Source organism: Planococcus sp. 1R117A (genome assembly GCF_051417975.1).
GTDB classification, from domain to species: domain Bacteria; phylum Bacillota; class Bacilli; order Bacillales_A; family Planococcaceae; genus Planococcus; species Planococcus shenhongbingii.
Genome location: NZ_JBPRLO010000004.1, coordinates 257,088 through 282,501 on the forward strand (window position 1 = coordinate 257,088; position 25,414 = coordinate 282,501).

Consider the following 25,414-nt stretch of genomic DNA (forward strand, 5'->3'; position numbering starts at 1 on the left):
AGACTTACTTAGAGCAGGATTTGAAGCTCCAAGTAGGTCTTTTTTGTTTAATGAAGATTTAAAAAGGGGAAACGAGTAAAGTACGAAGAATCTTTAATTCAGGATATTTCTCGAATTCACAGTAACAGTCATGGACTTGATACGAAAAGGAGAGGAAATCATGGCAAATGTAAAATTAGCGATCATTTATTACAGCTCGACGGGAACCAACTATCAAATGGCAAAATGGGCAGAAGAAGCCGCGCAGCAGACAGGTGCCGAAGTACGGGTAGCGAGAATAAAGGAACTGGCTCCGCAAGAAGCTATCGATTCCAATCCGGCTTGGAAAGCGCATTTCGAAGCTACACAAGATGTGCCGGAGGCTGAACCCAGCTTACTTGAATGGGCGGATGCCTTTATCTTCAGTATTCCCACGCGTTACGGTCAAGTACCTTCCCAATTTCAACAGTTTCTGGATGCAACCGGTGGATTATGGGCAGAAGGTAAATTGGCAAATAAAGTCGTAAGTGCGATGTCTTCTGCCCAAAATCCGCATGGCGGCCAAGAAGCGACAGTTTTATCCGTCTATACGTCAATGTTTCATTGGGGAGCCATTGTTGCGGCACCAGGCTACAACAACCCTGCCTTATTCAAAGCAGGTGGAAACCCATATGGCACAACTGTTACAGCCGGTCCAGAAGGCATGGTCGAAGACGTAGAAGATGCAGTTAAATACCAGGCGAACCACACGATTGAAGTAGCCCAGTGGATTAAAAACGGACAAACTCAATAAATACATTCCGACAAAGCAGGCAGAGTCAAGAACATCTCGCCTGCTTTGTATGTTTCTGACAAGGAGGGACAAAGGAAGCATGGCGTGGCTCAGTTTTTTATTTGTGGTTGGATTTATTCTTATTCATCTATTTTCTAAAAGCATGAAGTTTTTAAAAGTGCTTCCGCGCAGCCGTTTTCTTTCGATTGCAGGCGGTATTTCAGTGGCTTATGTATTTTTGCATTTATTGCCGGAACTTGGCGTTTTTCAAGATGAGCTGCAAGGTGAATTAGAAGACTCGGCATGGCGCTTTCTTGAACATCACATCTATCTAATTGCCATGCTCGGACTGGTGTTTTTTTACGGTTTGGAACAAATGGTCAAGTCCACTAAGAGAAGGCATGAAAAATCAAACAGGCAGCATTCAAAAGATGGGGTTTTTTGGGTCCATATCGGTTCTTTCATAATTTATAATGCCTTGATTGGGTATTTGCTTATTCGTGAAGATTATGAAACGGTCTGGGGCATGCTGCTTTTCTTTATTGCCATGGGTGTCCACTTTCTCACAAACGATAAAGCACTCCGTGCCACCCATCAGGAAGAGTACGACAAATACGGAAGATGGCTGCTGGCCCTCGCTATTTTAGCCGGTTGGGGAGTCGGCTTATTAACAGAAGTAAATGAGTTGATCGTTTCGGTGCTTACTGCATTGCTTGCGGGAGGCATAGTGTTAAATGTATTAAAAGAAGAATTGCCGGAAGAACGCGAAAGCAGTTTCCCTGCTTTTTGCAGCGGCATTATAGGCTACTCGATTTTACTGCTGCTGTTATAAAAAATGCTTTTTTTATAGCAATAAACCGTATTTTTTGCTATGCTAACAAGATATTTATAATGAAATAGAACGAGGTTCTAAAAACTAAAATTCTTTGAGGTGTCAAAGATGATTTCAACCGAAGAAAAGCGAGTGTTCGAATACGAACTGAATAAGTTGAGCCGTGAATATCAGAACTGTGCGAACGATTCCTTGAAATCACAAATTAAAGAAGATATTTCGTTTCTCCAATCAGTTCTCCAAAGCCTGCAGCAAAAAAGTGCCAAAATGAATATATTCAATCAATGAGCCCACTGGAATTTTCCGGAGGGCTTTTTGTTTTTATTACTGAAGAAACAGCAGCCGGATATTGTGAACAGGACTGTAACAAACGCAGCTTTAAATGGGCTGAAACTGGGCACTGGGAACGGAAAATCACCTCTATTGCTTTATAATGAAAGCAACAGCGATTAAAGGAGAGAATAGCATGGTTGATTTAAAGCAACTGGCTTATGAACGTAAAAATATTATGGTTTTCTTAATCATGGCATCGTTCCTGAAAGGACTGGCAATGATTGGGCAAGCCTTATTTTTTGTATTAATCGCAGATAGTGTTTTTCTCAAAAATGCTTCTTTCCAAGATATTGTCCCTTATTTATTTGGGCTGCTTGGTGTTATTTTCCTGCGTGTGTTATGCGGTTATGTAATCGGCCGTTCAGGTGTAAATTTAGCAACGGAAGTGAAAACACATTTGCGTGAGAAGTTGATTCAGTCATTTGCGGCTAATCCGCTTCAAGCGTCAATTCAAGGGCAATCTGGGCAAAAAGTCAGTTTGCTTCTAGATGCTGTGGATGAATTGGATGGCTACTACAGTAAATATATTCCTCAAATGATTCAAAGTTACATTATTCCCATTCTGCTGCTGATCGTCATTTTTTCACAGCACTGGGTGACAGGTCTGATCATATTGATTACGGCGCCGTTTATTCCGGTATTTATGGCGCTTGTCGGCATAAAAACAAAAGAAAAAGCGGATCAGCAAATGGAGAAAATGGGACAGTTTTCCGGTACTTTTCTGGATGTTCTGCAAGGGCTGACAACGCTTAAATTATATGGCCAAGCCGAGCGGCAACAGCAGACCATCAAAAAAAGCAGCCTGGATTTTCGGGACGCTACGATGGAAGTACTGAAATCAGCGTTTTTATCTTCACTTATGCTGGAGTATATTTCCATGCTGAGTATGGGGATCATCGCTTTGGAAATCGGGTTGCGTTTAGTTGTGTTTGATAGTCTAACATTTTTCACGGCATTTTTTGTGATGATTCTTGTTCCGGATTTCTTTAATATGCTGAAAGATTTCGGCAGTGCCTTCCACACAGGAAAAGGAAGTACGGCAGCAGCTAACCGGCTGTCAGCACATTTTGAAAAAGAAACACCTGCGGTCAAATGGGGTCAAGGCATATTATCAAATGAGCCGCCGCATCTGACATTGAATGGTTTTTCGTTTCAATACGGTGAAGGTTTTAAATTAGAACCGATTCAAGCGGAAATCCCGCCTTATAGCCAAGCGGCAATCATCGGAAAAAGCGGATCCGGAAAAACGACGCTTCTGCATGCTATTGCAGGTCTGTTGCCTCCGGAAAGCGGCAATGTGTTAGTGAACGGAGTGCCTCGTGATCAAATCAATGAAAAGTCCTGGTTTGAACAGTTGAGTTACATTTCACAAAATCCTTATTTGTTTGCAGGAACTATTAAAGAAAATATTGCTATCGGTGCCAGCAGAGAAACAACGGATGAAGAGGTCTGGGAAGCTGCAAAAAAGGCTGGAATAATAGAAATGGTGATGTCTTTGAAAGAAGGGCTGGATACACCGATAGGCGAAGCAGGGAGAGGATTGTCTGGCGGCGAGAAGCAGCGGATTGCGCTTGCCCGGGCATTTCTGAAACAGCCTTCCGTTATCCTGTTTGATGAACCGACAACCGGCCTTGACCTTCAGACTGAAAAAATCCTGCAGGAATCATTGGCCGAACTTGGAAAACGGGCGACAATTATAACCGTTGCGCACCGATTGCATACCATAAAACAATCTGACGTCATTCTGATATTGTCTAAAGGGAAGCTGGCGGCAGCCGGCAGCCATAACGAATTGCTGGAAACTTATGCGCCTTATGAAGAAATGCTGGCAGTGCAGCATGGAGGTATAGTGCAATGAAGGAACTAAAACAGATATTAATTTTGACCCTTCACGAAAAAAGAGATGTAGCGATTGCTATCTTCTTCGGTTTTCTTGCAGGGATTGCCGGCGCCGCATTGATGGCTTCGAGCGGTTATTTAATTTCAAAAGCGGCTCTGACTTCTCAAATAACCATTTTGATTGTCATGGGTGCTTGTTTAAAGTTATTCGGGCTGGTATCGGCTTTAAGCCGATATGCGGAACGGTTGTTTTCACACCGGGCAACGTTTACAATGCTGAGCAATTTACGCGCGTCTTTTTTTGGGAAACTGTCTCCTTTGGCGCCGGGAATTTTTCAGAAATACCGGAGCGGGGATTTGCTGGCGCGCATCGTCGGCGATGTAGAGAGCCTGCAGAATTTCATGCTGCGGGTCTTTTATCCTCCGGTCGTACTTGGCCTCGTTTTCCTTAGCACCATTTTCTTTGCTTCTTTCTTCTCGTTGGCTATCGCCATGGTCATATTGGCAGGCATGCTGTTAACAATTGTAGTGGTCCCCGCTATTTTTGCCTGGCGTCAGCGCAGAATTGATAGTGCTGTGCGGACCAGCCGGGCAGCACTGTCAACAGAAGCGACAGAATTTCTATTTGGCTTTAGGGATTTGAAGATATACCAGCAGCTGGAGCGTAAAGAACGAGACTTGACGGTGTTTTCAGAACGCTATGCAGAACAGCAGCAAAAAGAGGGGCTGGAAGAAAATTTCGGTCAATCAGTCAATGCTTTTGTAGCGCTTCTGGCCTCCTTTTTTGTGCTGGGACTTGGAGCTTATTTCGTTTCAGCAGGAGAACTGGACGGTCTGTATTTAGCAATGCTCGTGATGGTCTCCATCGCTGTTTTTGAAAACGTGGCGCCAATGGCTGTTTTTCCAGCGCATTTTGAAGAAAATCGAAAAGCGGCTGTCCGCCTTGAACAGGTAGTGACAGAGCCGGTTCGAAAACCAGGCGATAAAGCTTTGCCAGTGGAGCCAATTGAAATTGCTTTTGAAAATGTTTCCTTTACGTATCCGGAAGAAGAACGTCCGGCATTAAGCAATATTTCTTTCCAGCTTCCATCTGGATCCAAAACAGCGATTGTAGGGCCGAGCGGTTCAGGCAAATCTACATTGCTCCAGCTTTTATTGAATGTCTTGCCAGCGGATAGCGGCATGATCTTAATCGGAGGAGAACCACTGGAAACGCTCCAACCAGAAAAATTATGGCGACGGATGAATGTGGTGCTGCAGGAAAATCATTTCTTCTTCGGAACCATTCGAAGCAATCTGTTAATTGCCAATGAAAATGCAACAGATGAAGAAATGGAAGCAGCATTGGCAAGGGTGCAGCTCAGTGCATTTTCACCAGACACGAAAGTAAATGAAAAAGGTGAAAACTTGTCCGGAGGCGAAAAACAGCGGCTTGCCATTGCGCGAGCCATGCTGAGAGGAGAAACACTTTGGCTGTTGGATGAACCGGTGTCTTCAGTTGATTCGATTACAGCAAAAGATATATACTCTCAATTGTTTGAACAAGGAAAAGATGACACCTTCGTCATTATCAGCCATGACTTAACCGGCCTGGAACAAATGGACCAGATCATCGTCATGGAACAAGGGCGAATCGTAGAAGCTGGGACATATGAAGAAATCATGGAAAAGCAAGGCCACTTTTTTGCACTTAAACAGATTGAGAAAAGCATATTCGCATAAGTAAGGATATTCTTCATGCTTTTTTCTTCATTTAATTGGATATACTGTCCTGAAGACGTGAAATACTGTCCGAAAAGCTTAAAATACTTTCGGCAAATGAAAAATACTGTCCAAACGGCGTTAAATCTTTTTCATGAAGAGCTGGCAGCAGGAAAAAGAAAAACCGGAAGACTTCCCCCTTTGAATTTAAAGGAAGTCTTCCGGTTTTATTTTAATAGCAGATTATTTCCCTGTTTGGCATCTTCTAATTTCATCTGTTCCAATTGGAGGCGCATCTTCTGAGTTTCAATAACAAAGTTCTCGTGTTTCAATTTTTCCAGTTCGATTTCACTTTCAATTAACCTGTTTTTTAATTTGGTTTGCGTTTGGAAGTGAGAGGTAATGATGGCAACGAGCGGAATCGAAAATACCATAATGACGGCTACCAGACCAGTCACGGCGTTCACCTCTTTCCTGAAAATTCTGATTACTTTTAGTATACATGATTACCTGACAATGAAAAACAAATTTCTTCTAAATTTAAAAGCGTTATGACATGTCATAGTTCCATCAACGTGATCCGTCCAGTTTGCATCAAAGTCTGTTCAATGATGCCTTGTTTTGTGCTTCAAAGCCAATGCTGCGGCGGGTTTTATACACTTGAGCGAGAAGGAAGATGCGGGACGGATTCTCCAGAATTCCACTTCTAAAAGTTAAAAGACATGACAAGTGTCATGTCTAAACCAAACGTTTATGCCTTTTTTCATCTCTTCATTTTTTTTATGATAAGGATAATAAGTTATACGAGCGGACAAAGCTCGCATAAGGAGGAAGAACATGAGCAGAGAAAAGACAGCCCAATTACGTAAATTTGTAGCGCCATTCGAAAAAGCCGATGTAAAAGCAAGTGTCCGACAAATAGCAAATACAATTCCACCATTTATCCTTTTTTGGTTTTTAGCCTACCAGGCACTGGATGTCTCCATTTGGCTGACAATCGCTTTATCAGCAGTAGCTGCAGGATTTGTAATTCGTACGTTCATCATTTTCCATGACTGCACACACGGATCATTCTTCAAGAATAAAAAAGCAAATGCAGTAGTCGGAACCATCACAGGGATTATGACATTGTTTGCTTATGAAAAGTGGAAACGCGAACATTCCATCCATCACGCTTCAAGTGGAAATCTTGATAAGCGCGGAGTCGGCGATATCTGGGTCATGACAATTGAAGAGTATGTCGAAGCTTCTAAATGGGAACGTTTCAAATACCGCATGTACCGCAATCCGTTGGTGATGTTCGGTTTTGGACCATTATTCCTAGTATTGATCTCTAGCCGTTTCAACCGTAAAGATGCACGTAAAAAAGAGCGCAACAACACGTACTTGATCAACATTTCTCTAGTGGTTATCTATTCATTGCTTATCTGGGCAATCGGCTGGCAGGCATTCCTGATCGTTCAAGGGTCAACAATGTTTATCGCCGGAGCATTAGGCATTTGGTTGTTCTATGTACAGCATACATTCGAAGATTCATACTTTGAAGATGAAAGCGAATGGGATTATGTAAAAGCTGCTGTGGAAGGAAGTTCATATTACAAACTTCCAAAAGTGCTTCAATGGGTAACAGGAAACATTGGTTTCCATCACGTTCACCATTTAAGCCCGCGTGTTCCAAACTATAATTTGGAAAAAGCGCATGAATCTACTCCGCCGCTTCAACAGGCGACAACGATTGATATCAAATCTAGCCTTAAATCATTGCGTTATAAATTATACGATGCGAAAAACAAAACGTTTGTTACATTTGGCGACATTAAGCATTTGCTGAATGACCAAAAAAAATTGGCAGCATAATGGAGATTTCAAGAAAAAACCATTCCTGACTGAATGGTTTTTTCTTTTTGCCGTTCTTTGGTATGATGAAGAATAATAGATGGACAAGGAGCGAGATTATGCAAAGCTGGTATCAAATTTTTCCGAAAAACCCTTGGCTTAGTGTATATGCATGGGTTATCTTCTGTATCTTGCCTTTCTTTTTCATTTTCAGATCTTCTTCAGTTTTGGAAATCGTGGCAGGGATTGTTCTGCTCCTTCTGTTTTTTATTGCGTATCGGCTATCCTTCAACTCCCGTACCGGTTTTACCTATGTATGGATCAGTATAGAAATCGCCATCAATATCGGCATGACTTTCTTGTTCGGATATGTCTACCTGGCTATCTTTTTAGCTTTTTTCATTGGCAATATACGCAATAAAGTAGGCTTTTTCATTGTTTATGGTATTCATATCGGCACGACGATATTGGCAGTGGTGCTTGGCATGATTGAACATAGTACGTTATATGTATCGCAGCTTCCGTTCATCGTGTTAAGCATTTTGGGTGTCATTTTACTTCCTTTCAACACTTACAACCGCAATAAGCGCGAGAAGCTGGAAGGGCAGCTTGAAGATGCCAATAAACGGATTTCCCAGCTGATTGTCATCGAAGAGAGGGAGCGCATCGCCCGGGACTTGCATGATACTTTAGGCCAAAAACTGTCGTTGATCGGCTTGAAAAGTGATTTGGCTGGGAAATTGATCCAGCGCGATGCCGCTGCTGCCTTGATTGAAATTAACGATATCCGGCAAACTGCACGGACGGCTTTAAAAGAAGTCCGGGAGCTTGTGTCGGATATGCGAGGAACGAAACTGGAAGATGAATTGCTCCGGATCCAGCAAATTTTAAAAGCGGCAGAAATTGATTTTGTCTTATACGGTTCTGCTAAACTGCAGAATACTCCGCTGCTTGTAGAGAATGTGCTCAGCATGTGTTTAAAAGAGGCTGTAACAAACGTGGTCAAACATAGCAAAGCAACACGCTGCAGCATTTTGATCAAACAAAAACCTGAAGAAGTTCTGGTGCAGGTGCAGGACGATGGCATTGGTCTCGAAGGCGGCAGCCAACAGCAGGGAAATGGATTGGCAGGAATGCGGGAGCGGCTGGAATTTGTCAACGGCAGTGTTGATATTAAAACGATGGACGGCACCACTTTGAACATCCGGGTTCCAAATGTGATTCTCTACAAAGAGAAAGAGGAGGAGTTAATGTGATTCGGATTGTATTGGCGGAAGACCAGCGGATGATGCTCGGGGCTTTGGGCTCTTTACTTGATTTAGAAGAAGACATGGAAGTGGTCGGCAAAGCCGGAAACGGGGAAGAAGCGATTGCGCTGGTTGAGAAACACCAGCCGGATATCGTCATCATGGACATTGAAATGCCTTTGAAAAGCGGGTTGGATGCAGCGGAAGTCTTGAAAGACCATCCGTGCAAGATCATCATTTTAACGACCTTTGCACGCTCTGGCTATTTTGAGCGGGCGCGAAAAGCAGGCGTCAGCGGCTATCTCTTGAAAGACAGTCCGAGTGAAGATTTAGCGGCTTCAATCCGGACGATTATGGATGGCCGCCGTATCTATGCGCCGGAACTGGTGGATCTGGCATATGCTGAAGCCAATCCGCTGACCGAGCGGGAAAGCCAAGTAATGGAACTGATTGCTGATGGCAAAAGCACCAAGGAAATCGCCAAGGAGTTATTTATTACAACTGGGACAGTCCGCAATTATATCTCTGTCATTTTAGACAAATTGGAAGTGGGCAACCGCATTGAAGCCATTTCCAAGTTCAAAGACAAAGGCTGGTTCAGGTAAAGTGAAACTTCAATCAGCGGGGAATGTTTATCCCCGCTGATTGTTAGTTGAACCAATCGGACTTTTACGGGCAGTACTCCGCTTAAAAAGCGGGGACTTACTGTCCGGTGAAGCGAGATAAGAAAAGAAATCCGCTGTCCTGAGACAGCGGATTTTTACGTTCAAACTATTGTTCATAAAGGATGTCTTCAAGAGAACCGTCTTTTGTATAAATGTGCAGTTCTCCATTGTTCTTGTTGGCGTAGCGCTTTGCTTCACCCATCAAATCTTCTTTAGTCTCTTCAATCAAAATCGCTTTTTTACTGTCTTTTTTCTTAAGCTGCCAGCCTTCGTCATGCGCCTTGATTTCAAAAATCACTTTTTCTTCGTCGCCTTCTACACTTTTGCGTGCACGATCAAGTGCGATGGGGATGGCGCGTCCTTCTTCATAACCGTCACGCAGCAGTGCGTTGGCAATTTCAATCGCTTTGTTTCTCACCTCGGAGTTTAAGTTTTTAAATGAATCCGGATAATCTTTTTTGCTCCATGGCACGATCATCGCCTCCTTGTTTTTCTTTTCCCCGTTCACTTCCGGAACAAAACAAAATTTTTCTGGTAAAAAGTCAAGAAGATGATAAACTAAAAAACGGAGGTGGAAAGAATGTCAGATTCAACGTTTCAAATTATTGCATTAACTATTTATATGGCAGCTATGCTGTTCATCGGCTGGTATGCTTACAAAAAAACTGTTAACCTCACAGACTATATGCTGGGAGGACGTGGTCTTGGAGCTGCAGTAGGAGCACTAAGTGCTGGAGCAGCAGACATGTCCGGGTGGCTTTTGATGGGATTGCCTGGAGCGATTTACGTAAGTGGGCTTGTAGAAGTCTGGATTGCGATTGGATTAACAATCGGAGCTTATTTAAACTGGTTCTTTGTAGCGCCCCGTTTGCGTGTCTATTCGTTTGTTACCAGTGATTCGATTACGATTCCAAGCTTTTTGGAAAACCGCTTGAAAGACACATCACGTTTATTGCGAATTGTTTCCGGAATAATTATCTTAATCTTCTTCACATTCTATGTGTCATCAGGTATGGTGGCCGGAGGAGTCTTTTTCGAAAGCTCATTTGGTCTTGACTATCACTTAGGCTTAGTCATTGTTTCAGGAGTTGTTGTCGCCTATACTTTATTCGGCGGATTCCTTGCAGTGAGTTACACGGATTTCGTGCAGGGTCTGATGATGTTCCTTGCGCTTATTCTAGTGCCAGCCATCGGAGTATTCGTTACTGGCGGATTCAGTGAAACTGCAGCGAGCATCCGTGAAGTGGATCCGGCGTTATTGAACTTCACAACAGGAGCCTCACTTATCGGGATTATTTCTGCTGTGGCATGGGGTCTTGGTTACTTCGGCCAGCCGCATATCATCGTTCGCTTTATGGCAATCAGCACATTGAAAGAAGTGCGCCAAGCTCGCCGAATCGGCATCAGCTGGATGATCTTAAGCCTTCTTGGAGCTACAGCAACTGCTCTTGTCGGTATTGCGTACTTCCAGCAAAATCCTGGTGTGACTCTTGGGGACCCGGAAGGCGTCTTTATCGTCCTTGGACAAATTTTCTTCCATCCATTAATCGCAGGATTTATGTTAGCGGCTGTTCTTGCTGCAATCATGAGCACGATTTCTTCACAGTTAATCGTAACCTCTTCTGCGTTGGTAGAAGACCTATACAAAATTGCATTTAAAAAAGCATCAACTGATAAGCAGTACGTAACTTTAGGCCGTTTAGCAGTGCTTGTGATTTCCTTGATCGCGGCATTCCTTGCATGGGAGCAAAATGACACTATCCTGGATCTGGTTGCCTATGCTTGGGCAGGATTCGGTGCTGCATTCGGCCCGCTAATCTTACTAGCTCTATTCTGGCGTAAGCTTACAACGTGGGGCGCATTGTCCGGAATGATCGTCGGGGCAGCTACAGTTATCATCTGGGACAGCCTGGATGCAGAATTTGCTGTCAACCTTTACGAAATTATTCCAGGATTTATCCTGTGTTTGCTTGTAGCGGTAATTGTAAGTTTAGTTACGTACAAGAAGAATGACCAGATTGAAAAAGAATTCTCTGAAACAGAACGCTTGATCAGAGAAAAAACAGTAAAATAAGCAAAAGGCTTCAATCTTCTTAAATGGAAGGTTGAAGCCTTTTTATTATGCTGAAAAGGGATAAAGGCAGAAATGGCGAACGGTATAGAGAGGCTTTGAGTCAACGGAACTTTATTTTTCAGTGGCTATTAAAGCAAGTAAAACTAAAAATTGAAAAAGAGGTGCTATATGTTTTTGGATCATATCGTTCATTTTATAAGCGAGTCGCCGCAGACGGCAGTAGACTACTGGAAAAAGCAAGGAATGCATGCGGCTTTAGGCGGCCGGCATTTGAATTGGGGCACGCATAACGCTCTTTTCTATACTAAAGACAGCTATATTGAGTGGCTGGCGGTAGAAAAGCCGGAAGTTGCAGAATCAGCCAACCATCCCCTTACGGAATTGTTGCTGCATGATAAAATCGGATTCGGTACCATTTGCCTGCGGACAGACTCAATGGCTGAATTAAACAACCGGCTGAACGGTGAGGGTTTTGAAACTTCAGGAGTTTTGGATGCGGAACGGAAGACCGATACAGGTGAGTTGATCCAGTGGAAGATGCTGTTCATCAAAGAACAGGTGACGGATCAACTGCCTTACCCTTTCTTCATTGAATGGCAGGAAAGCGATGAGCAGCGGTACGAGTCGCTGCGGAAAAGAGGGGCCATTGCACCGGCTAATGAAGAATTGGCAATCGAACGGCTTGTCTTTGGGGTGAAAGATCCGGAAGCAGCGAAAAGAAAATGGCTTCAAATTTTAGGCGGTTCACTGGAACTGCCTAATTGCCGAATTGAATTCCGACATACAGAACAGAAGAGGGAACGGCTGGAAGAAGTCTGTTTTGCTCAAGGTGAGAAACGACTATCTTTTGAAGGCGGAGTTTATCGCTTAACAGAGCACATGGGTGTATAATAGTATTAAGGCAACTAAACTGAGCGGAAATTTGCAAAAGGAGAGTGCCATGCTCTTCTTTTTTGTCTTATTGAAGGGGAATGTTCCCCTTGCGGTAAAGGGAAACTTCACTCAGTGGGGGCTTCATCTCCACTGAGTGTTAGTTGAGCCAATCGGACTTTTACGGTCAGTAGATCTTCCGCTTGTCAAAGCGGGAGTCTTACTGCCCGTTAAAGCGGGGTAAAGGGAAACTTCACTCAGTGGGGGCTTCATCCCGACTGAGTTTTACTGCCCGTTAAAGCGGGATAGAGGAGGAAAATAGATGGACATCTTGATAGAAAAAGCAATTTTAGTAGGCGTTCAACTGCAGAAAGATCTTCATTTTGAGTATGAACTGGAAGAGCTGCGCAATTTGGCAGAAGCCTGCAATGTTGAAGTGGTCGGCGAAGTATATCAAAATCTGGAGCGCATCAACCCTTCCCATTACGTAGGGAAAGGAAAAGTCGAAGAAATCAAAGCGTTTTATGAAGAAGCAGATGCGAACTTGGTCATTTTTAACGATGAACTATCGCCGTCACAAATCCGGAATCTTGAAGAAGACTTGGAATGTAAAGTAATCGATCGCACGATGCTGATTTTGGATATATTTTCACGCCGCGCTAAAACGCGTGAAGCCCAAGTCCAAGTAGAGCTGGCGCAGCTTCAATATATGCTGCCGCGGCTAGTTGGCCTGCGTGCATCTCTTGGCCGCCAAGGCGGGAGCAGCGGCGGGGGCTACGCAAACCGTGGTGCTGGGGAAACTAAACTGGAACTCGATCGCCGGAAAATTGAAGAGCAAATATCAAAACTCCATAAAGAATTGGAGCAGATCAGAGCGCAGCACACGACGCAGCGAAAGCAGCGGACGAAAACGGGTACACCGGTCGTATCACTTGTCGGTTATACGAATGCAGGAAAATCTACCATCATGAACGGGCTATTGACGAAGTCCGGACAGCAAGAAGAAAAACAAGTATTTGAAAAAGATATGTTGTTTGCTACGCTGGATACATCAGTTCGCCAAATCCGTTTGGAAGACAATAAAAACTTCCTTCTGACAGATACAGTCGGCTTCGTCAGCAAGCTTCCGCATCATTTAGTGCAGGCTTTCCGCTCTACACTCGAAGAAGCGCGGAATGCCGATTTGCTGCTGCATGTAGTGGATGTTTCCAATGAAGAGTACCGGTACATGATGGATGTTACGAACTCAACATTGCAAGATGTCGGTGTGGAAGGCATCCCGACCATCTTCGTTTACAATAAAGCGGATTTAGCAGGCATCCCGTATCCTAAAATTAGCAGAGGAGAATTATGGATCTCCGCTAAAAATGGAATGGGGCTCGACGAATTACTGGAGATGATCAAGCAGCATATCTTTGCGGATTATGTTACCTGCCGAATGATCATTCCTTTCGAACGCGGAGATGTAGTTGCCTATTTAAATGATTCCGCCACCATACTCGAAACGGAATATGAAGAAGACGGCACTTTGATGAAAGTGGAACTGGGCCGTGCTGATTACGACCGCTTTGAGCAATATGTGATTGGGAGATAATAAAAGAGAGCTTGTCAGGTCGTTTTAGCGGCGAGACAAGCTCTCTTTTTTTCTTTCAGGAGCAACTTCGTAGGGTTTACGGGCCACTGGCCTTTTTGCCCGAATAAAGTGGGGAAACTTCGCTGTTTTTATTCGCTATGCCCAAGTTCAAATAGGTTATGCCCAACTTTCATTCATTTATGCCCAAGTTTCTGATGATTATGCCCAACTGCAGGCAATATATGCCCAACTCACCCAAAACGAAAGCCGGCCCAGTAAGTTCGGGCCGGCTTTCAACTATTAAGACTGTTGAAATTGGATGCGGTGTAAATTAGCGAAAATGCCGTCGTGTTCAAGAAGTTCAGCATAGCCGCCTTGCTCAGCGATGCCGTCTTCCGTAACCACAATCACCCGGTCTGCATCACGGATAGTCGCGAGGCGATGGGCAATGATCAGCGTCGTCCGGTTTTCAGCCAGCTCACCCAGTGCTTCCTGGATGACGCGTTCTGTCTCAGTATCAAGTGCTGACGTTGCTTCATCCAGAATAAGAATTGGCGGATTCTTTAAGAACATGCGGGCGATGGCCAGGCGCTGTTTCTGTCCGCCGGATAATTTCAATCCGCGTTCCCCGATCTGTGTCTCATAGCCATCTGGAAGCTTGCTGATGAAGTCCTCCAAATGGGCTTTTTTCGCAGCTGCCAAGATTTCTTCATTGGTGGCTCCACGTTTGCCATATGCTATATTTTCACGGATAGTGCCGGTAAACAGGAACACATCCTGCTGCACAATGCCGATATGCGAGCGCAGGGAATGCTTTGTCATATCGCGGATATCGATGCCGTCAATCGTAATCGATCCTTCCTGGATATCATAAAAGCGGGGAATCAATGAGCAAATTGTCGTTTTACCAGCGCCGGATGGGCCGACAAAAGCTATGGTCTCACCGGCTTTTAATTTCAAATCAATGCCGTTCAAGACTTGTTTATGGTCGTCGTAACCGAAGTGGACGTCATTAAACGTAATATCGCCTTTCAAGCCGTTGATCTCTACAGCGTCTTTGCGATCCAGAATATCCGGTTCCTGCTCGATCAGTTCGCGGAAACGGCCAAATCCGGCCATCCCTTTCGGATACAATTCGAGCAAGGCACTAATTTTATCGATCGGTTTAATCAAGACATTTAAAAATAAGACAAAACTGACAAGTTCTCCGTACGACAGTTCGCCCTGGAAATTCAACCAAGCTCCATAGACAAGGACAATCAGAGTGAGCAAGCGAGTCATCATGTAAATGCTGGAATGCGTCGCAGCCATGACTTTATACGCGACAAGTTTGGCCAGACGGAAGCGGCCGTTGTCATTCTTGAAACGGCTGATTTCAAATTCCTCGTTCGTGAACGACTGGACAACACGGGCGCCAGAGACGCTGTCTTCCACGCGGCCGTTCACATCGGCAATTTTTCCGTACATGCTGCCCCATGCCTGGTTCATTTTGATATTGCAGAATGTGATAAGCCAGACTAGGAAAGGAATGACAACTAGCGTAACAAGCGCCAGTTTCGGATTGATCCAGAACATAATGCCAAAAGCTCCGAAGAACGTCATAATGGCAATAAAAAAGTCTTCTGGCCCGTGGTGGGCAAGTTCCCCGATATCAAAAAGATCATTGGTGATGCGGCTCATGACATGGCCGGTTTTCACATTGTCAAAAAAGCGGAACGATTGCCGCTGGACGTGGGTGAATAACTCTTCGCGCATATCGGTTTCGATATTGATGCCGAGTTTATGCCCCAGGTAACTGACGATGTATTGCAGGAATGTGCTTAACAAAAATACGGCAAGCAGCAGCACGCTGACTGTGACAATCGTATTCCATTCACCACTCGGCAGCAGATCATCGATGAACCACTGGACAGCAACTGGAAAGGCCAATTCCAAAATAGCGACGATGACGGCACTGGAGAAATCGATAACGAAAAGCCGTTTATGCGGTTTATAGTACTTGAAAAAATGTTTTAATTTCACTGAAAGTCACCTCAAGAATTTTGATCATATGGAAAAGTATAATGGAAAGCGAGAAAATAAACGAATTTAAATTTCTGGAATCGAAATATCTTTCGAAATAGTTACAATAAATTGAAACTTCTTCCAATATAGGCCGTACTATATGGAAAGACAAATTTGGAAGGGTGAAAAGTTTGAAAAAATGGATGATGACAATTGGCGCTGGAGCTTTGGCAATGGGATTGGCTGCTTGCGGAGAGACGGCAGAACCGGCAGCAGGCAGCGAAGATAAAAAAGAAGCGAACAGCGAACTGACCTTGGAAGAAGTGTTCACTAAGTCAAGTGAAGCATCAGAACAAATCAAGAGTTTCCATGCGGATATGATTACAAACCAGGTGATGAGCATAGAATCAGCGGGGATGGAAATGGAAATGGCGATGAATATCGGCATGGATATGACAATAGAGCCAATTGCTTTTTATCAGACATCTGAAACTTCGATGGTCTCTGAAGAAATGGGAGACCAGGAACCGATGACCATGGAAATGTATATGACAGAAGAAGGCATGTATATGAATGACCCGACGATGGGTTCATGGATTAAAATGCCGGAAGAGAGCATTCCAGACTTGCAGGCAATGATGGAGCAGCAGACTGCAGATCCGTCACAGCAGTTGGAAGACCTTAAGGCATTCCAGGATGATTTTACATTTGAACAAACAGAAGATGAATACATCTTGAAATTGGATGCAGCAGGAGAAGAATTCCAGGCTTTGATCCATAAGCAAATGGAACAAGTAGTGGGTCAAATGGAATTGGAAGCCCAGACGGCTTTAGAGGAAATGAAAATCAATGCGGTAGCATACGAGATTTTCATTGATAAAAAAACCTTCCTGCCAAATGATATGAATGTCGATATGGACATAGACATGAATATCGAAGGCGACACGATGAGCATTAAATCCGATATAGAAGCTGCTTACAGCAAATACAATGAAATTGAAGCCATCACTGTACCCGAAGAAGTACTTGAAGAAGCACAAGAAATGTCATTTTGATTGAGAACTCGCACATACTCCGGTATGTGTTTTTTATTGTTTTTGCTTCTGTTTTGCGGAATATCAGTGAACTGATTAAAATTCAAACCTTCTTCTGCCTTAACATCAATTCCTCGAAAAAACAGAAATCCACTGCCCGGACAATCCCTTAATCCATTCAAATATGTCAAAGTTATAAACAATTCTTTTTATTTTCATCTAGTTGAAAATAATTCTCAGTTATTCATTGACTCTTCTCATCAAACTGCTATACTAAAACTTGTGAGTTAAGTGATAATCATTATCACTGTTTGATTAATCAATAGTTTTATTGAACACGAATGAGGGACAGTAATGAAAAAAAGATATTTAATACCAGCACTGATCATACTGTCAGTTATTTCGCTGTTTGTCGGAGTAAGCAGTATCAGCATCACCGATCTGCTTGACTATCAATCGGAAGAAACACAAATTTTCTTAATCAGCCGTCTGCCAAGGCTGGTTGCGATTCTGCTGGCAGGTGCTGGAATGAGTATGGCAGGACTCATTATGCAACAGTTGAGCCGCAACAAATTTGTGTCTCCTACGACGGCAGGTACATTAGATGCTACACGGCTAGGGATTCTCGTATCGATGTTATTGTTTGCCAATGCATCGATGCTCGAGAAAATGACGGTAGCTTTCGCTTTTGCGCTTGCCGGAACGTTTCTTTTTATGCAAATTCTTGACCGCATCAAATTCAAGGATGCTATATTCATTCCTTTAGTCGGTTTGATGTTCGGAAATATCCTATCTTCAATCACCACCTTTTTCGCTTACCGAGCGGATGTTATTCAAAACATGTCTGCTTGGCTGCAAGGCGACTTTTCAATGGTGATGAAAGGAAGTTATGAACTTCTTTACATCAGCGTTCCGGTGTTTGTCATCGCGTACCTCTACGCCAACCGGTTTACGGTTGCCGGCATGGGTGAGGATTTCTCTAAAAACTTAGGGTTGAAGTACCGGAGTGTTGTCAACATCGGCTTGGTGCTTGTCGCTTTGATAACAGCGACGGTTGTTTTGACAGTAGGCGTTATCCCGTTTTTAGGATTGATCATTCCGAATATCGTATCGATTTTCAAAGGTGACCATCTGCAAAAAACATTGCCGCACACAGCTATGCTTGGAGCAATTTTCTTGCTGATATGCGATATCTTAGGAAGAGTTTTAATTTACCCGTATGAAATTTCCATCAGTTTAATGGTCGGTGTCATCGGAAGCTTTATTTTCCTCTTCTTGTTGTTTAGGAGGAGAGCGTATGCGTGATCTACATAAGATGCTGATACTGGCAGCCTTAGCCTTGACTGCTTGTGGGTTATATCTATTCCAGGATTTGAACGGGAGTTTCGATTACGCATTGCCAAGGCGCGGAGTGAAAGTGTTTGCTATGGTTCTGACCGGTGTGGCGATTGCGTATGCGACGGTGGTTTTTCAGACCATCACCCATAACCGCATCTTGACTCCGAGCATCATGGGACTGGACTCGCTTTACATGCTGCTTCAGACATTGCTGATTTTCTTCCTTGGTTCAGACCACATCACCATTCTGAATAAACAAGTGAATTTCATGCTGTCGATTGCCGTCATGGTGATCTTCGCGTTGTTGTTTTACCGGCTGCTCTTTAAAGGAGATAAGCCAATTTACTTCTTATTGCTTGTCGGCATCATTTGCGGCACATTTTTCTCAAGCATTTCCACGTTCCTTCAAGTGCTGATTGATCCAAATGAGTTTCAGGTCGTGCAAGACCGGATGTTTGCCAGCTTCAATAATGTCAACGCCGATCTTGTCTGGACGTCACTTGCGATTGTCGCACTTCTGATAGTATTTGCCTGGCGGCATAACGGGTCGATGGACGTCTTATCGCTTGGCCGGGATACAGCGGTCAACTTGGGTGTCAATTACGATTCGCTTGTCAAAGGGATGCTCGTGCTCGCTGCAGTCCTGATTGCGATTGCAACAGCGCTGGTCGGGCCGATTACATTCTTCGGCTTGATCGTCGCCAACTTATCTTATCAATTCTTTAAGTCATATAAACATTCGGTTCTTATTCTCGGTGCTGCTGTCATTAGTATTATTGCTTTAGTTGGTGGGCAGTGGGTAGTGGAGCGGGTTTTCACTTTCAATACTACCTTGAGTGTCATCATCAACTTTATCGGTGGAGTTTACTTCATCTACCTACTATTAAAGGAGAGTCGATCTAAATGATCCAAGTACGTGAATTGACAAAGCTGTACGGCAAGAAGCAAGTAGTGGAAAATGTCTCCATTGATATTCAGCGCGGCCAGATTACATCTTTTATCGGGCCGAACGGAGCAGGTAAATCCACACTTCTTTCCATGGTCAGCCGTTTGTTGGATGCGGATACGGGCGAGGTGTTGATTGACCGGACCAATACGAAAAAGTTGAAGTCCAATGAGTTCTCGAAACGTGTATCCATCCTGAAGCAATCCAACTACATGAATGTACGCTTAACAATTCGCGAACTGGTATCGTTTGGCCGCTTCCCTTATTCAAAAGGCCGCCTTAATGACGAAGACGAGAAAATGGTCGATCAAGCGATCGGCTACATGGATTTGAAAGAGCTTGAAGATTCTTATCTGGACGAATTGTCCGGCGGACAGCGCCAACGCGCTTTTATCGCCATGGTTATTGCCCAGGATACGGATTACGTCCTGCTTGATGAACCATTGAATAACTTGGATATGAAGCATTCGGTCCAGATCATGAAAATCCTTCGCCGTTTAGTGGACGAACTTGGCAAAACCGTCGTCATCGTCCTTCACGATATCAACTTTGCATCGGTTTACTCCGACCGCATTGTGGCACTGAAAAATGGCCGTGTTGTCAAAGACGGAACGACAGAAGAAATTATTCAAAGTGATGCATTAAAAGAAATCTACGATATGGATATTCCGATTCAGCAAATGAACAATTGCCGAATTTGCGTTTATTTTAATTCTTAATAAAGAGGAGCTCAAATAATATGAAAAAATGGTTATTGGTAGCATTCACATTAATGATGGTTGCTTTTCTAGCGGCATGTGGTTCGAAAGAAGAGGCAACTGAAGCAGATACAGCAAGTGCAGAAGAAAAAGAAACAATGACTGTCACTCATAAACTTGACGAAACGACTTTTGAAAAGAACCCTAAAAAAGTAGTAGTATTCGACTTTGGCGTTCTTGATTCAATGGACAAATTAGGCGTTGACTCTGTGGTGGGTGTTCCACAAGAATCATTGCCGGCTTACCTTGATAAATATGGCGACACAGAAAAATACGAAAACGTAGGGACATTGAAAGAAGCGGACTTTGAAGCGATCAATGCGTTGGAGCCGGATTTGATCATCATTTCTGACCGCCAAGCTGATATGTACGAAGAGTATGCAGCTATCGCTCCAACTATCCATATGGCAGTCGATCCAACTGATTACATGGGATCTTTCAAAAGCAATATGACGACTCTTGGAGAAATCTTCGGTAAAGAAGATCAAATGACAGAAGAATTAGCAGCGATTGAAAAACAGGTTGAAGATGCAAAAGCGACAGTCAGCAAATCAGATGACAAAGCTTTGATTACTTTAGCGAATGAAGGCAAAGTAAGTGCTTATGGAGCAGCTTCACGTTTCGGTCTCATCCATGACGTGTTCGGTGTAAAACAAGCTGATGAAGGAATCGAAGCTTCAACTCACGGACAAAGCATTTCTTTTGAATACATTCTGGAAACTAATCCGGATATGATGTTCGTAGTTGACCGTAATGCAGCAGTTGGCGGAGACGCAAGTGCTAAAGAATCTCTTGAAAACGAATTGGTGCAAAAAACAAACGCCTATAAAAATGACAGAATCATTTACTTGGATCCGGACTACTGGTACCTATCAGGTGGCGGATTGCAATCTGTAAGCCAAATGGTGACGGACATCCAAGCTGCATTTGAATAAGAAGTAAAGAATTTTCCGCTCCCGCTTTTTATAAAGCGGGAGTTTTAATTAGCAATTAAACAAAAGCGAAGGAGTGGGAAACATGTTTGTGCAAATGAAGAGAATTGTTGTAAAAGAAGGCTTCTCAGAATTGGTTTTAAATCGTTTTTCAGGAGAAGGGAAACTGGAAAAGCAGCCGGGTTATATTGACCGTACGGTGATGAAGAAAAATGTCCGCCGCGGCGATGAAGAAGTAATTGTCTATGTGCGCTGGGAATCGGAAAATGACTGGAAGAACTGGGAGAAGCATCCTGACCATATCGCCGGCCACAAAGCGAACCTTGGCAAACCAAAGCCTGAACATATCATCGAAACTTCCCAAAGCACTTACCATGTCCATGCAGTAAGATAACAAAAGGCGAACCGTTACTGGTTCGCCTTTTTATTTTCTGGCTTAAGGAATAAAATAAAGCACAATGGGTATATAGAAAATGTATAGGTTTTGTATAAGTTATTTGATAAGATTAAAGCAAAGGGTATATTAAAGAAACAGGAAGTGATGAGATGTTTTTAGCTTGGAACGAAATACAAAAAAATAAACTGCGTTTTGTTTTAATTATCGGTGTTTTAATGCTTGTAGCTTATCTTGTATTCTTTTTGTCCGGTCTCGCCAATGGATTAGCCAGTTTGAACCGCGAAGCGGTAGATAAATGGGAAGCGACTGCCGTGGTGCTGACCGAGGAATCGGATAAGAGCCTTGTATCGTCTTCCATGAGCATTGAGGCTGCAGAGCAAATGGAAGTGGACGAAATAGCCGTTCTGGGCCAGATCAATGCCATTGCTAGCAGTGAAGACCAAAAAGCCAATGTCTCCATTTTCGGAATCAAAGAAGATGAATTCATTATGCCGGAAGTGGTGGAAGGCGAAGCTTTCGCTGGTGACAACGAGGTCATTGCAAGTGATGCCTTGAAAGAAGATGGCTTTGGGTTAGGGGACACCTTGAAATTGTCTTCAACTGAAGAAACTTTAAAAATTGTAGGGTTTACCGAAGATGCCCGGTTCAATGCCGCACCTGTTCTTTACGGTGACTTGCCGACTTTCCAGCGTGTTAAATTCGGCGAAGCCGCCGGAGTGAATGAAGACCAGATTAATGGAGTAGTTGTACGTACGGATGATATTGCCGCTATCACAAATGACGAAGAGCTAGCCGCAATTGAAGTGGAAAATTTTATTGAAAGCTTGCCAGGTTACACTGAACAAAGTTTGACTTTGAACTTCATGATTTATTTTCTGTTTGTTATTTCATCCGTCATTGTGGCAATTTTTCTTTACGTTTTAACCGTCCAGAAAATTAGTATGTTCGGTGTCATGAAAGCGCAAGGAGTGCCGAGTGGATATTTGGCGCGTTCCGTCATAGCACAGACCTTTATTCTGGCAGCCATCGGCGTAGCCATAGGTTTTGTGTTGACGCTTGCAACAGGGGTTTTCCTGCCTAGTGCCGTACCGGTAGCATTCGATATTCCAACAATGTTGATCTACGGAGCAGTTTTGATAGCAGTTGCGATAGCGGGAGCTGTCTTCTCGGTGTTGACCATTGTAAAAATAGATCCGTTAAAAGCGATTGGAGGATAAACGATGGCAGTATTGGAATTGACTCAAGTGAAGAAAACATTTGGCAGCGGCCATAAAAAAGTGGAAGCGTTAAAACCGACCGATTTCCATGCAGAAAAAGGTGAAATGGTTGCCGTTATTGGACCATCCGGTTCAGGGAAAAGCACATTTTTGACGATTGCAGGCGGCTTGCTGTCGCCAACAAGCGGTGAGATTATTATAAATAACGAAAACATCACTTCGCTGAATGAAAAAGAACGTTCGAAAATCCGCTTAAAAGAAATAGGGTTTATTCTGCAGGCATCGAATTTAGTGCCTTTCCTGACGGTTGAAAAACAAATGAAGTTATTGGATAAAGTGAAAAAAGGCAATATGAACAAAGGCGAGATGGAACAGCTCTACAAGGATTTAGGAATTGGCGACCTCCGGAATAAGTATCCTTCTGATTTGTCGGGAGGCGAAAGGCAGCGCGTGGCAATTGCCAAGGCACTTTACAGCAATCCATCCATTGTTTTAGCGGATGAACCGACAGCGTCGCTCGATTCTGACCGCGCTTATGAAGTCATGCAATTATTGAAAGATGAAACAAAAAACAAAAACACCACGACCATTGTGGTGACACATGATACCCGCCTGATCGAGTATTGTGATAAAGTCTATAAAATGGTCGATGGCGTATTGGAACAACAGACTCAGTCGGAGTTTTGGAGGAATACGACCAGTAGTGGCTGAAATACGACCAGTTAAGACGAGAATACGCCCAGTAACAAAGAAAATACGACCAGTAGACTGAGAAATACGATTCTGCTGCAAAAATGGGTGCAAATTATGCCTGTTTCGCCTTGGAAATAAGTTGAGAAAAGCTAATGGGCGTTTCAATCTTCTTCACTTAAAAAAACCACCATCATTGGTGGTTTTTTTGATGGGTTGATGATGGAGGACGTTTTCACACGAAAATACTATCTGTCCGGCGCGAAATACTTTCTTTTCCCGTACATTTATTTCCCTTTCGAAATTAAATACTTTCCTAAGCTTTACGCACTGTGCTAGATGTTTGCTTCGCTGTCTGAAACAATGTATTTTTGAATGAATGGAAAATTTAGACTATAATAGACGGAGGAGCTCATGGAAAGAAGGTAGGGCTATGAAACGTCTATTGTATTTGCTTGGGATCATTGCATTGATCGGTTTTATTGGAATTGGATCCACTTTTGAAAACACGGCATTTGAAGAATTAGACCGGCAAGCTGCAGAGCTGTTTGGAGGTATCGGATGGCTGGAAAGCCTTTCAATTCTGGCAGATGAAGCGGTTGTATTTATTGTGGGAATGGCCATGATGTTGTATTTATGGCTGCACCGGAGAGATTATCGGGGGATGCTTTTCGTTTTCTTGACAATCGGTGCAGGGCGGGCGTTGAATCAAGGGTTAAAAAACCTTTTCGAGAGGCAGCGGCCGGACTTGCCGCACGGTTTAGAAAGCTACGGATTCCCTTCCTGGCATGCAATGGGAGCGGTCCTTTATCTCTTTACAGCTGCTTATTTTATTGCAGGACACCTGGTTTCCAGAACTGCTAAATGGCTTGTTTGGGCAGCGGCTGCCGGCCTGTCGATTGTTATCGGATTGTCTCGGGTTGCGGGAGGCGAGCAATATTTCTCGGACGTTTTGGCTGGATGGACCGTAGGAATGGCTTTGTTTGCGGCTGTCGTCTTTTGGTATGAAATAAGAGAACGCTCATTTAAAAGAAATCGGACCTCATAAAAAGCATGGACTGGAAAATCAGTCCATGCTTTTTGATTTTTTCTTTTAAGGTTTTTGGGGAGCTGGATGTTCACCCAGTTGGTTCAGCCGCTGTGCAAAAGATTCGGTTGACGGGGCAGCACCGCTTAAGACATCCTGCATGGCATATGCTTGGGAGCCGTGCTCTGAGAAGTCCAACCCGCTTTCTTCGTCTTCCGCTGTGACGCGGAGCGGGACAATCGAATTGACGATTGCAAGAACAATAATTGCCGACACAGTCGTCCAGGCAATCACTGCTAAAATACCAATTGTTTGAATGCCGAGAATCTCAGCGCCGCCTCCGTAAAGAAGACCGCCTGTCGTATCGAAAATGCCAAGTGCCAATGTTCCCCAAATACCGGTAACTCCATGGACGGCAATGGCGCCGACTGGGTCATCTACCCGGATTTTCGCATCCAATAAATGGACTACTTCTGTCATGATGATGCCGGCAAGAAGTCCGATAATGATGGCCCCCACAAAAGATACATTGGCAGCTCCGGCCGTAATCCCGACAAGGCCGGCAAGTGCGCCGTTCATCGTTAAAGAGGGGTCAATCCGGCCATAGCGGAATCGTGTATACACTGCGGTAGACAGCACAGCTGCTGAGGCCGATAGCAATGTATTCAAGATGACCGGCGGCACTAATTCCGGATCTGCTGCCAAAGTGCTGCCGCCGTTAAATCCGAACCAGCCTACCCAAAGGATGAACACACCCAAAGCGCCAAGCGGCAAGTTATGCCCAGGGATTGAGTTGACGATTTTCCCGCTGTATTTGCCGATGCGGGGACCGATTTTCCAGGCGGTGATAAAAGCGGCTGTAGCCCCAGTTAAATGCACAACAGTGGATCCGGCAAAATCAATGAATCCGATTTGCGATAGCCAGCCGCCACCCCATACCCAGTGGCCAACGACTGGATAGATAATGGCAGTCATGCCGATCGTAAGCATGAAATAAGCTGACAATCTCATCCGTTCAGCCACTGCCCCTGAAATGATGGTGGCGCAAGTTGCCGCAAAAACCGCCTGGAACACAAAGAATCCGATGTCGTCGCGTCCTGCCAGTAAAAAACCGTCTGTTCCAAGAACGCCAAAAGCCGAAGTGCCAAACATAAGTGCGAAGCCAACGAAGAAATAAAGAATAGAGCCAAGAGCGACAGTGATCAGGTTTTTCATTAAAATGTTCAAGGTGTTTTTAGAACGGGTAAAACCCGTTTCCAGCATAGCGAATCCGGCATGCATAAAAAACACTAATATTGTTCCGAGCATGACCCACATCATATCAACTGAACTTTGAACTGCTTCCATTAA

The 25,414-nt window shown here is 43.9% G+C and carries 25 protein-coding genes; 21 read left to right on the forward strand and 4 right to left on the reverse strand.

All coding sequences use genetic code 11. From position 1 onward, the window contains the following. Window positions 1–160: 160 nt before the first annotated feature. The 6 genes from wrbA (at window position 161) to cydC (ending at window position 5,477) form a co-directional block, all read left to right on the forward strand. Complete coding sequence (gene wrbA, locus ACSFXN_RS14065; protein WP_300991231.1) at window positions 161–772, forward strand: NAD(P)H:quinone oxidoreductase; 612 nt, start codon at window positions 161–163, stop codon at window positions 770–772. Window positions 773–851: 79 nt separating this feature from the next. After that, entirely contained in the window at window positions 852–1,583 is a 732-nt protein-coding gene (locus ACSFXN_RS14070; RefSeq protein WP_437150723.1) for a hypothetical protein, read from the forward strand. A gap of 108 nt (window positions 1,584–1,691) precedes the next feature. After that, window positions 1,692–1,871 carry a hypothetical protein gene (locus tag ACSFXN_RS14075; RefSeq protein ID WP_437150724.1) on the forward strand — a complete coding sequence of 60 codons (180 nt, stop codon included), beginning with the start codon at window positions 1,692–1,694 and terminating at the stop codon, window positions 1,869–1,871. 27 nt (window positions 1,872–1,898) lie between these two features. Beyond that, the gene (locus ACSFXN_RS14080) at window positions 1,899–2,036 is read left to right on the forward strand and encodes a hypothetical protein (protein WP_437150725.1); all 138 of its coding nucleotides are present in this window, start codon (window positions 1,899–1,901) and stop codon (window positions 2,034–2,036) included. Window positions 2,037–2,049: 13 nt separating this feature from the next. Then, window positions 2,050–3,774 carry a thiol reductant ABC exporter subunit CydD gene (gene cydD / locus ACSFXN_RS14085; protein WP_437150726.1) on the forward strand — a complete coding sequence of 575 codons (1,725 nt, stop codon included), beginning with the start codon at window positions 2,050–2,052 and terminating at the stop codon, window positions 3,772–3,774. After that, the gene (gene cydC / locus ACSFXN_RS14090; protein WP_437150727.1) at window positions 3,771–5,477 is read left to right on the forward strand and encodes a thiol reductant ABC exporter subunit CydC; all 1,707 of its coding nucleotides are present in this window, start codon (window positions 3,771–3,773) and stop codon (window positions 5,475–5,477) included. Before cydD ends, cydC begins: the two co-directional genes overlap by 4 nt. Before the next feature lie 206 nt (window positions 5,478–5,683). On the opposite strand, the gene ACSFXN_RS14095 is transcribed toward cydC, so the two are convergent. Then, window positions 5,684–5,914 carry a hypothetical protein gene (locus tag ACSFXN_RS14095; protein WP_300991236.1) on the reverse strand — a complete coding sequence of 77 codons (231 nt, stop codon included), beginning with the start codon at window positions 5,912–5,914 and terminating at the stop codon, window positions 5,684–5,686. Window positions 5,915–6,293: 379 nt separating this feature from the next. Here ACSFXN_RS14095 and ACSFXN_RS14100 point away from each other — a divergent pair, with 379 nt between their 5' ends. The 3 genes from ACSFXN_RS14100 to ACSFXN_RS14110 all read left to right on the forward strand — a co-directional run bounded on the left by ACSFXN_RS14100 (window position 6,294) and on the right by ACSFXN_RS14110 (window position 9,144). After that, window positions 6,294–7,313: a fatty acid desaturase gene (locus ACSFXN_RS14100; RefSeq protein ID WP_300991237.1), complete on the forward strand. Its 1,020-nt coding sequence runs from the start codon at window positions 6,294–6,296 to the stop codon at window positions 7,311–7,313. Window positions 7,314–7,411: 98 nt separating this feature from the next. Next, the gene (locus tag ACSFXN_RS14105; protein WP_300991238.1) at window positions 7,412–8,548 is read left to right on the forward strand and encodes a sensor histidine kinase; all 1,137 of its coding nucleotides are present in this window, start codon (window positions 7,412–7,414) and stop codon (window positions 8,546–8,548) included. Beyond that, window positions 8,545–9,144, forward strand: a complete 600-nt coding sequence (locus tag ACSFXN_RS14110) for a response regulator transcription factor (RefSeq protein WP_300991239.1) — start codon at window positions 8,545–8,547, stop codon at window positions 9,142–9,144. The genes ACSFXN_RS14105 and ACSFXN_RS14110 overlap by 4 nt, the downstream gene beginning before the upstream one ends. Window positions 9,145–9,310: 166 nt before the next feature. Here ACSFXN_RS14110 and ACSFXN_RS14115 read toward each other — a convergent pair whose 3' ends face one another. Next, window positions 9,311–9,676, reverse strand: coding sequence for a DUF2188 domain-containing protein (locus ACSFXN_RS14115; RefSeq protein WP_437150728.1), 366 nt, complete (start codon window positions 9,674–9,676; stop codon window positions 9,311–9,313). A 108-nt stretch (window positions 9,677–9,784) separates the two neighbouring features. Between ACSFXN_RS14115 and putP the strand changes: the two genes are divergently transcribed. From putP to hflX, 3 genes are all read left to right on the forward strand, one after another. Then, window positions 9,785–11,278, forward strand: a complete 1,494-nt coding sequence (gene putP / locus ACSFXN_RS14120) for a sodium/proline symporter PutP (protein WP_437150729.1) — start codon at window positions 9,785–9,787, stop codon at window positions 11,276–11,278. 168 nt (window positions 11,279–11,446) lie between these two features. Further along, complete coding sequence (locus ACSFXN_RS14125; protein ID WP_437150730.1) at window positions 11,447–12,169, forward strand: VOC family protein; 723 nt, start codon at window positions 11,447–11,449, stop codon at window positions 12,167–12,169. A 301-nt stretch (window positions 12,170–12,470) separates the two neighbouring features. Then, window positions 12,471–13,742, forward strand: a complete 1,272-nt coding sequence (gene hflX / locus ACSFXN_RS14130; protein ID WP_437150731.1) for a GTPase HflX — start codon at window positions 12,471–12,473, stop codon at window positions 13,740–13,742. Window positions 13,743–14,021: 279 nt separating this feature from the next. On the opposite strand, the gene ACSFXN_RS14135 is transcribed toward hflX, so the two are convergent. Continuing rightward, window positions 14,022–15,743, reverse strand: coding sequence for an ABC transporter ATP-binding protein (locus ACSFXN_RS14135; protein ID WP_437150732.1), 1,722 nt, complete (start codon window positions 15,741–15,743; stop codon window positions 14,022–14,024). A gap of 173 nt (window positions 15,744–15,916) precedes the next feature. Here ACSFXN_RS14135 and ACSFXN_RS14140 point away from each other — a divergent pair, with 173 nt between their 5' ends. From ACSFXN_RS14140 to ACSFXN_RS14180, 9 genes are all read left to right on the forward strand, one after another. Then, window positions 15,917–16,780, forward strand: a complete 864-nt coding sequence (locus ACSFXN_RS14140; RefSeq protein WP_437150733.1) for a DUF6612 family protein — start codon at window positions 15,917–15,919, stop codon at window positions 16,778–16,780. Between the two features lie 333 nt (window positions 16,781–17,113). Beyond that, window positions 17,114–18,064: an ABC transporter permease gene (locus ACSFXN_RS14145; protein WP_437150734.1), complete on the forward strand. Its 951-nt coding sequence runs from the start codon at window positions 17,114–17,116 to the stop codon at window positions 18,062–18,064. Further along, on the forward strand, window positions 18,057–19,004 hold the full coding sequence (locus ACSFXN_RS14150; RefSeq protein WP_437150735.1) for an iron chelate uptake ABC transporter family permease subunit: 948 nt from the start codon (window positions 18,057–18,059) through the stop codon (window positions 19,002–19,004). The genes ACSFXN_RS14145 and ACSFXN_RS14150 overlap by 8 nt, the downstream gene beginning before the upstream one ends. Further along, a complete protein-coding gene (locus ACSFXN_RS14155) occupies window positions 19,001–19,762 on the forward strand; it encodes an iron ABC transporter ATP-binding protein (protein WP_437150736.1) in 762 nt (253 codons plus the stop codon). Before ACSFXN_RS14150 ends, ACSFXN_RS14155 begins: the two co-directional genes overlap by 4 nt. A 20-nt stretch (window positions 19,763–19,782) precedes the next feature. Further along, a complete protein-coding gene (locus tag ACSFXN_RS14160) occupies window positions 19,783–20,736 on the forward strand; it encodes a siderophore ABC transporter substrate-binding protein (RefSeq protein ID WP_437150737.1) in 954 nt (317 codons plus the stop codon). A gap of 82 nt (window positions 20,737–20,818) precedes the next feature. Then, on the forward strand, window positions 20,819–21,127 hold the full coding sequence (locus ACSFXN_RS14165; RefSeq protein ID WP_437150738.1) for an antibiotic biosynthesis monooxygenase family protein: 309 nt from the start codon (window positions 20,819–20,821) through the stop codon (window positions 21,125–21,127). Window positions 21,128–21,279: 152 nt separating this feature from the next. Further along, window positions 21,280–22,347: an ABC transporter permease gene (locus tag ACSFXN_RS14170; protein ID WP_437150739.1), complete on the forward strand. Its 1,068-nt coding sequence runs from the start codon at window positions 21,280–21,282 to the stop codon at window positions 22,345–22,347. Between the two features lie 3 nt (window positions 22,348–22,350). After that, the gene (locus tag ACSFXN_RS14175; protein WP_437150740.1) at window positions 22,351–23,058 is read left to right on the forward strand and encodes an ABC transporter ATP-binding protein; all 708 of its coding nucleotides are present in this window, start codon (window positions 22,351–22,353) and stop codon (window positions 23,056–23,058) included. Window positions 23,059–23,470: 412 nt separating this feature from the next. Continuing rightward, a complete protein-coding gene (locus ACSFXN_RS14180) occupies window positions 23,471–24,085 on the forward strand; it encodes a phosphatase PAP2 family protein (protein ID WP_437150741.1) in 615 nt (204 codons plus the stop codon). 45 nt (window positions 24,086–24,130) lie between these two features. On the opposite strand, the gene ACSFXN_RS14185 is transcribed toward ACSFXN_RS14180, so the two are convergent. After that, window positions 24,131–25,411, reverse strand: a complete 1,281-nt coding sequence (locus ACSFXN_RS14185) for an ammonium transporter (protein WP_437150742.1) — start codon at window positions 25,409–25,411, stop codon at window positions 24,131–24,133. Between the last annotated feature and the right edge of the window lie 3 nt (window positions 25,412–25,414).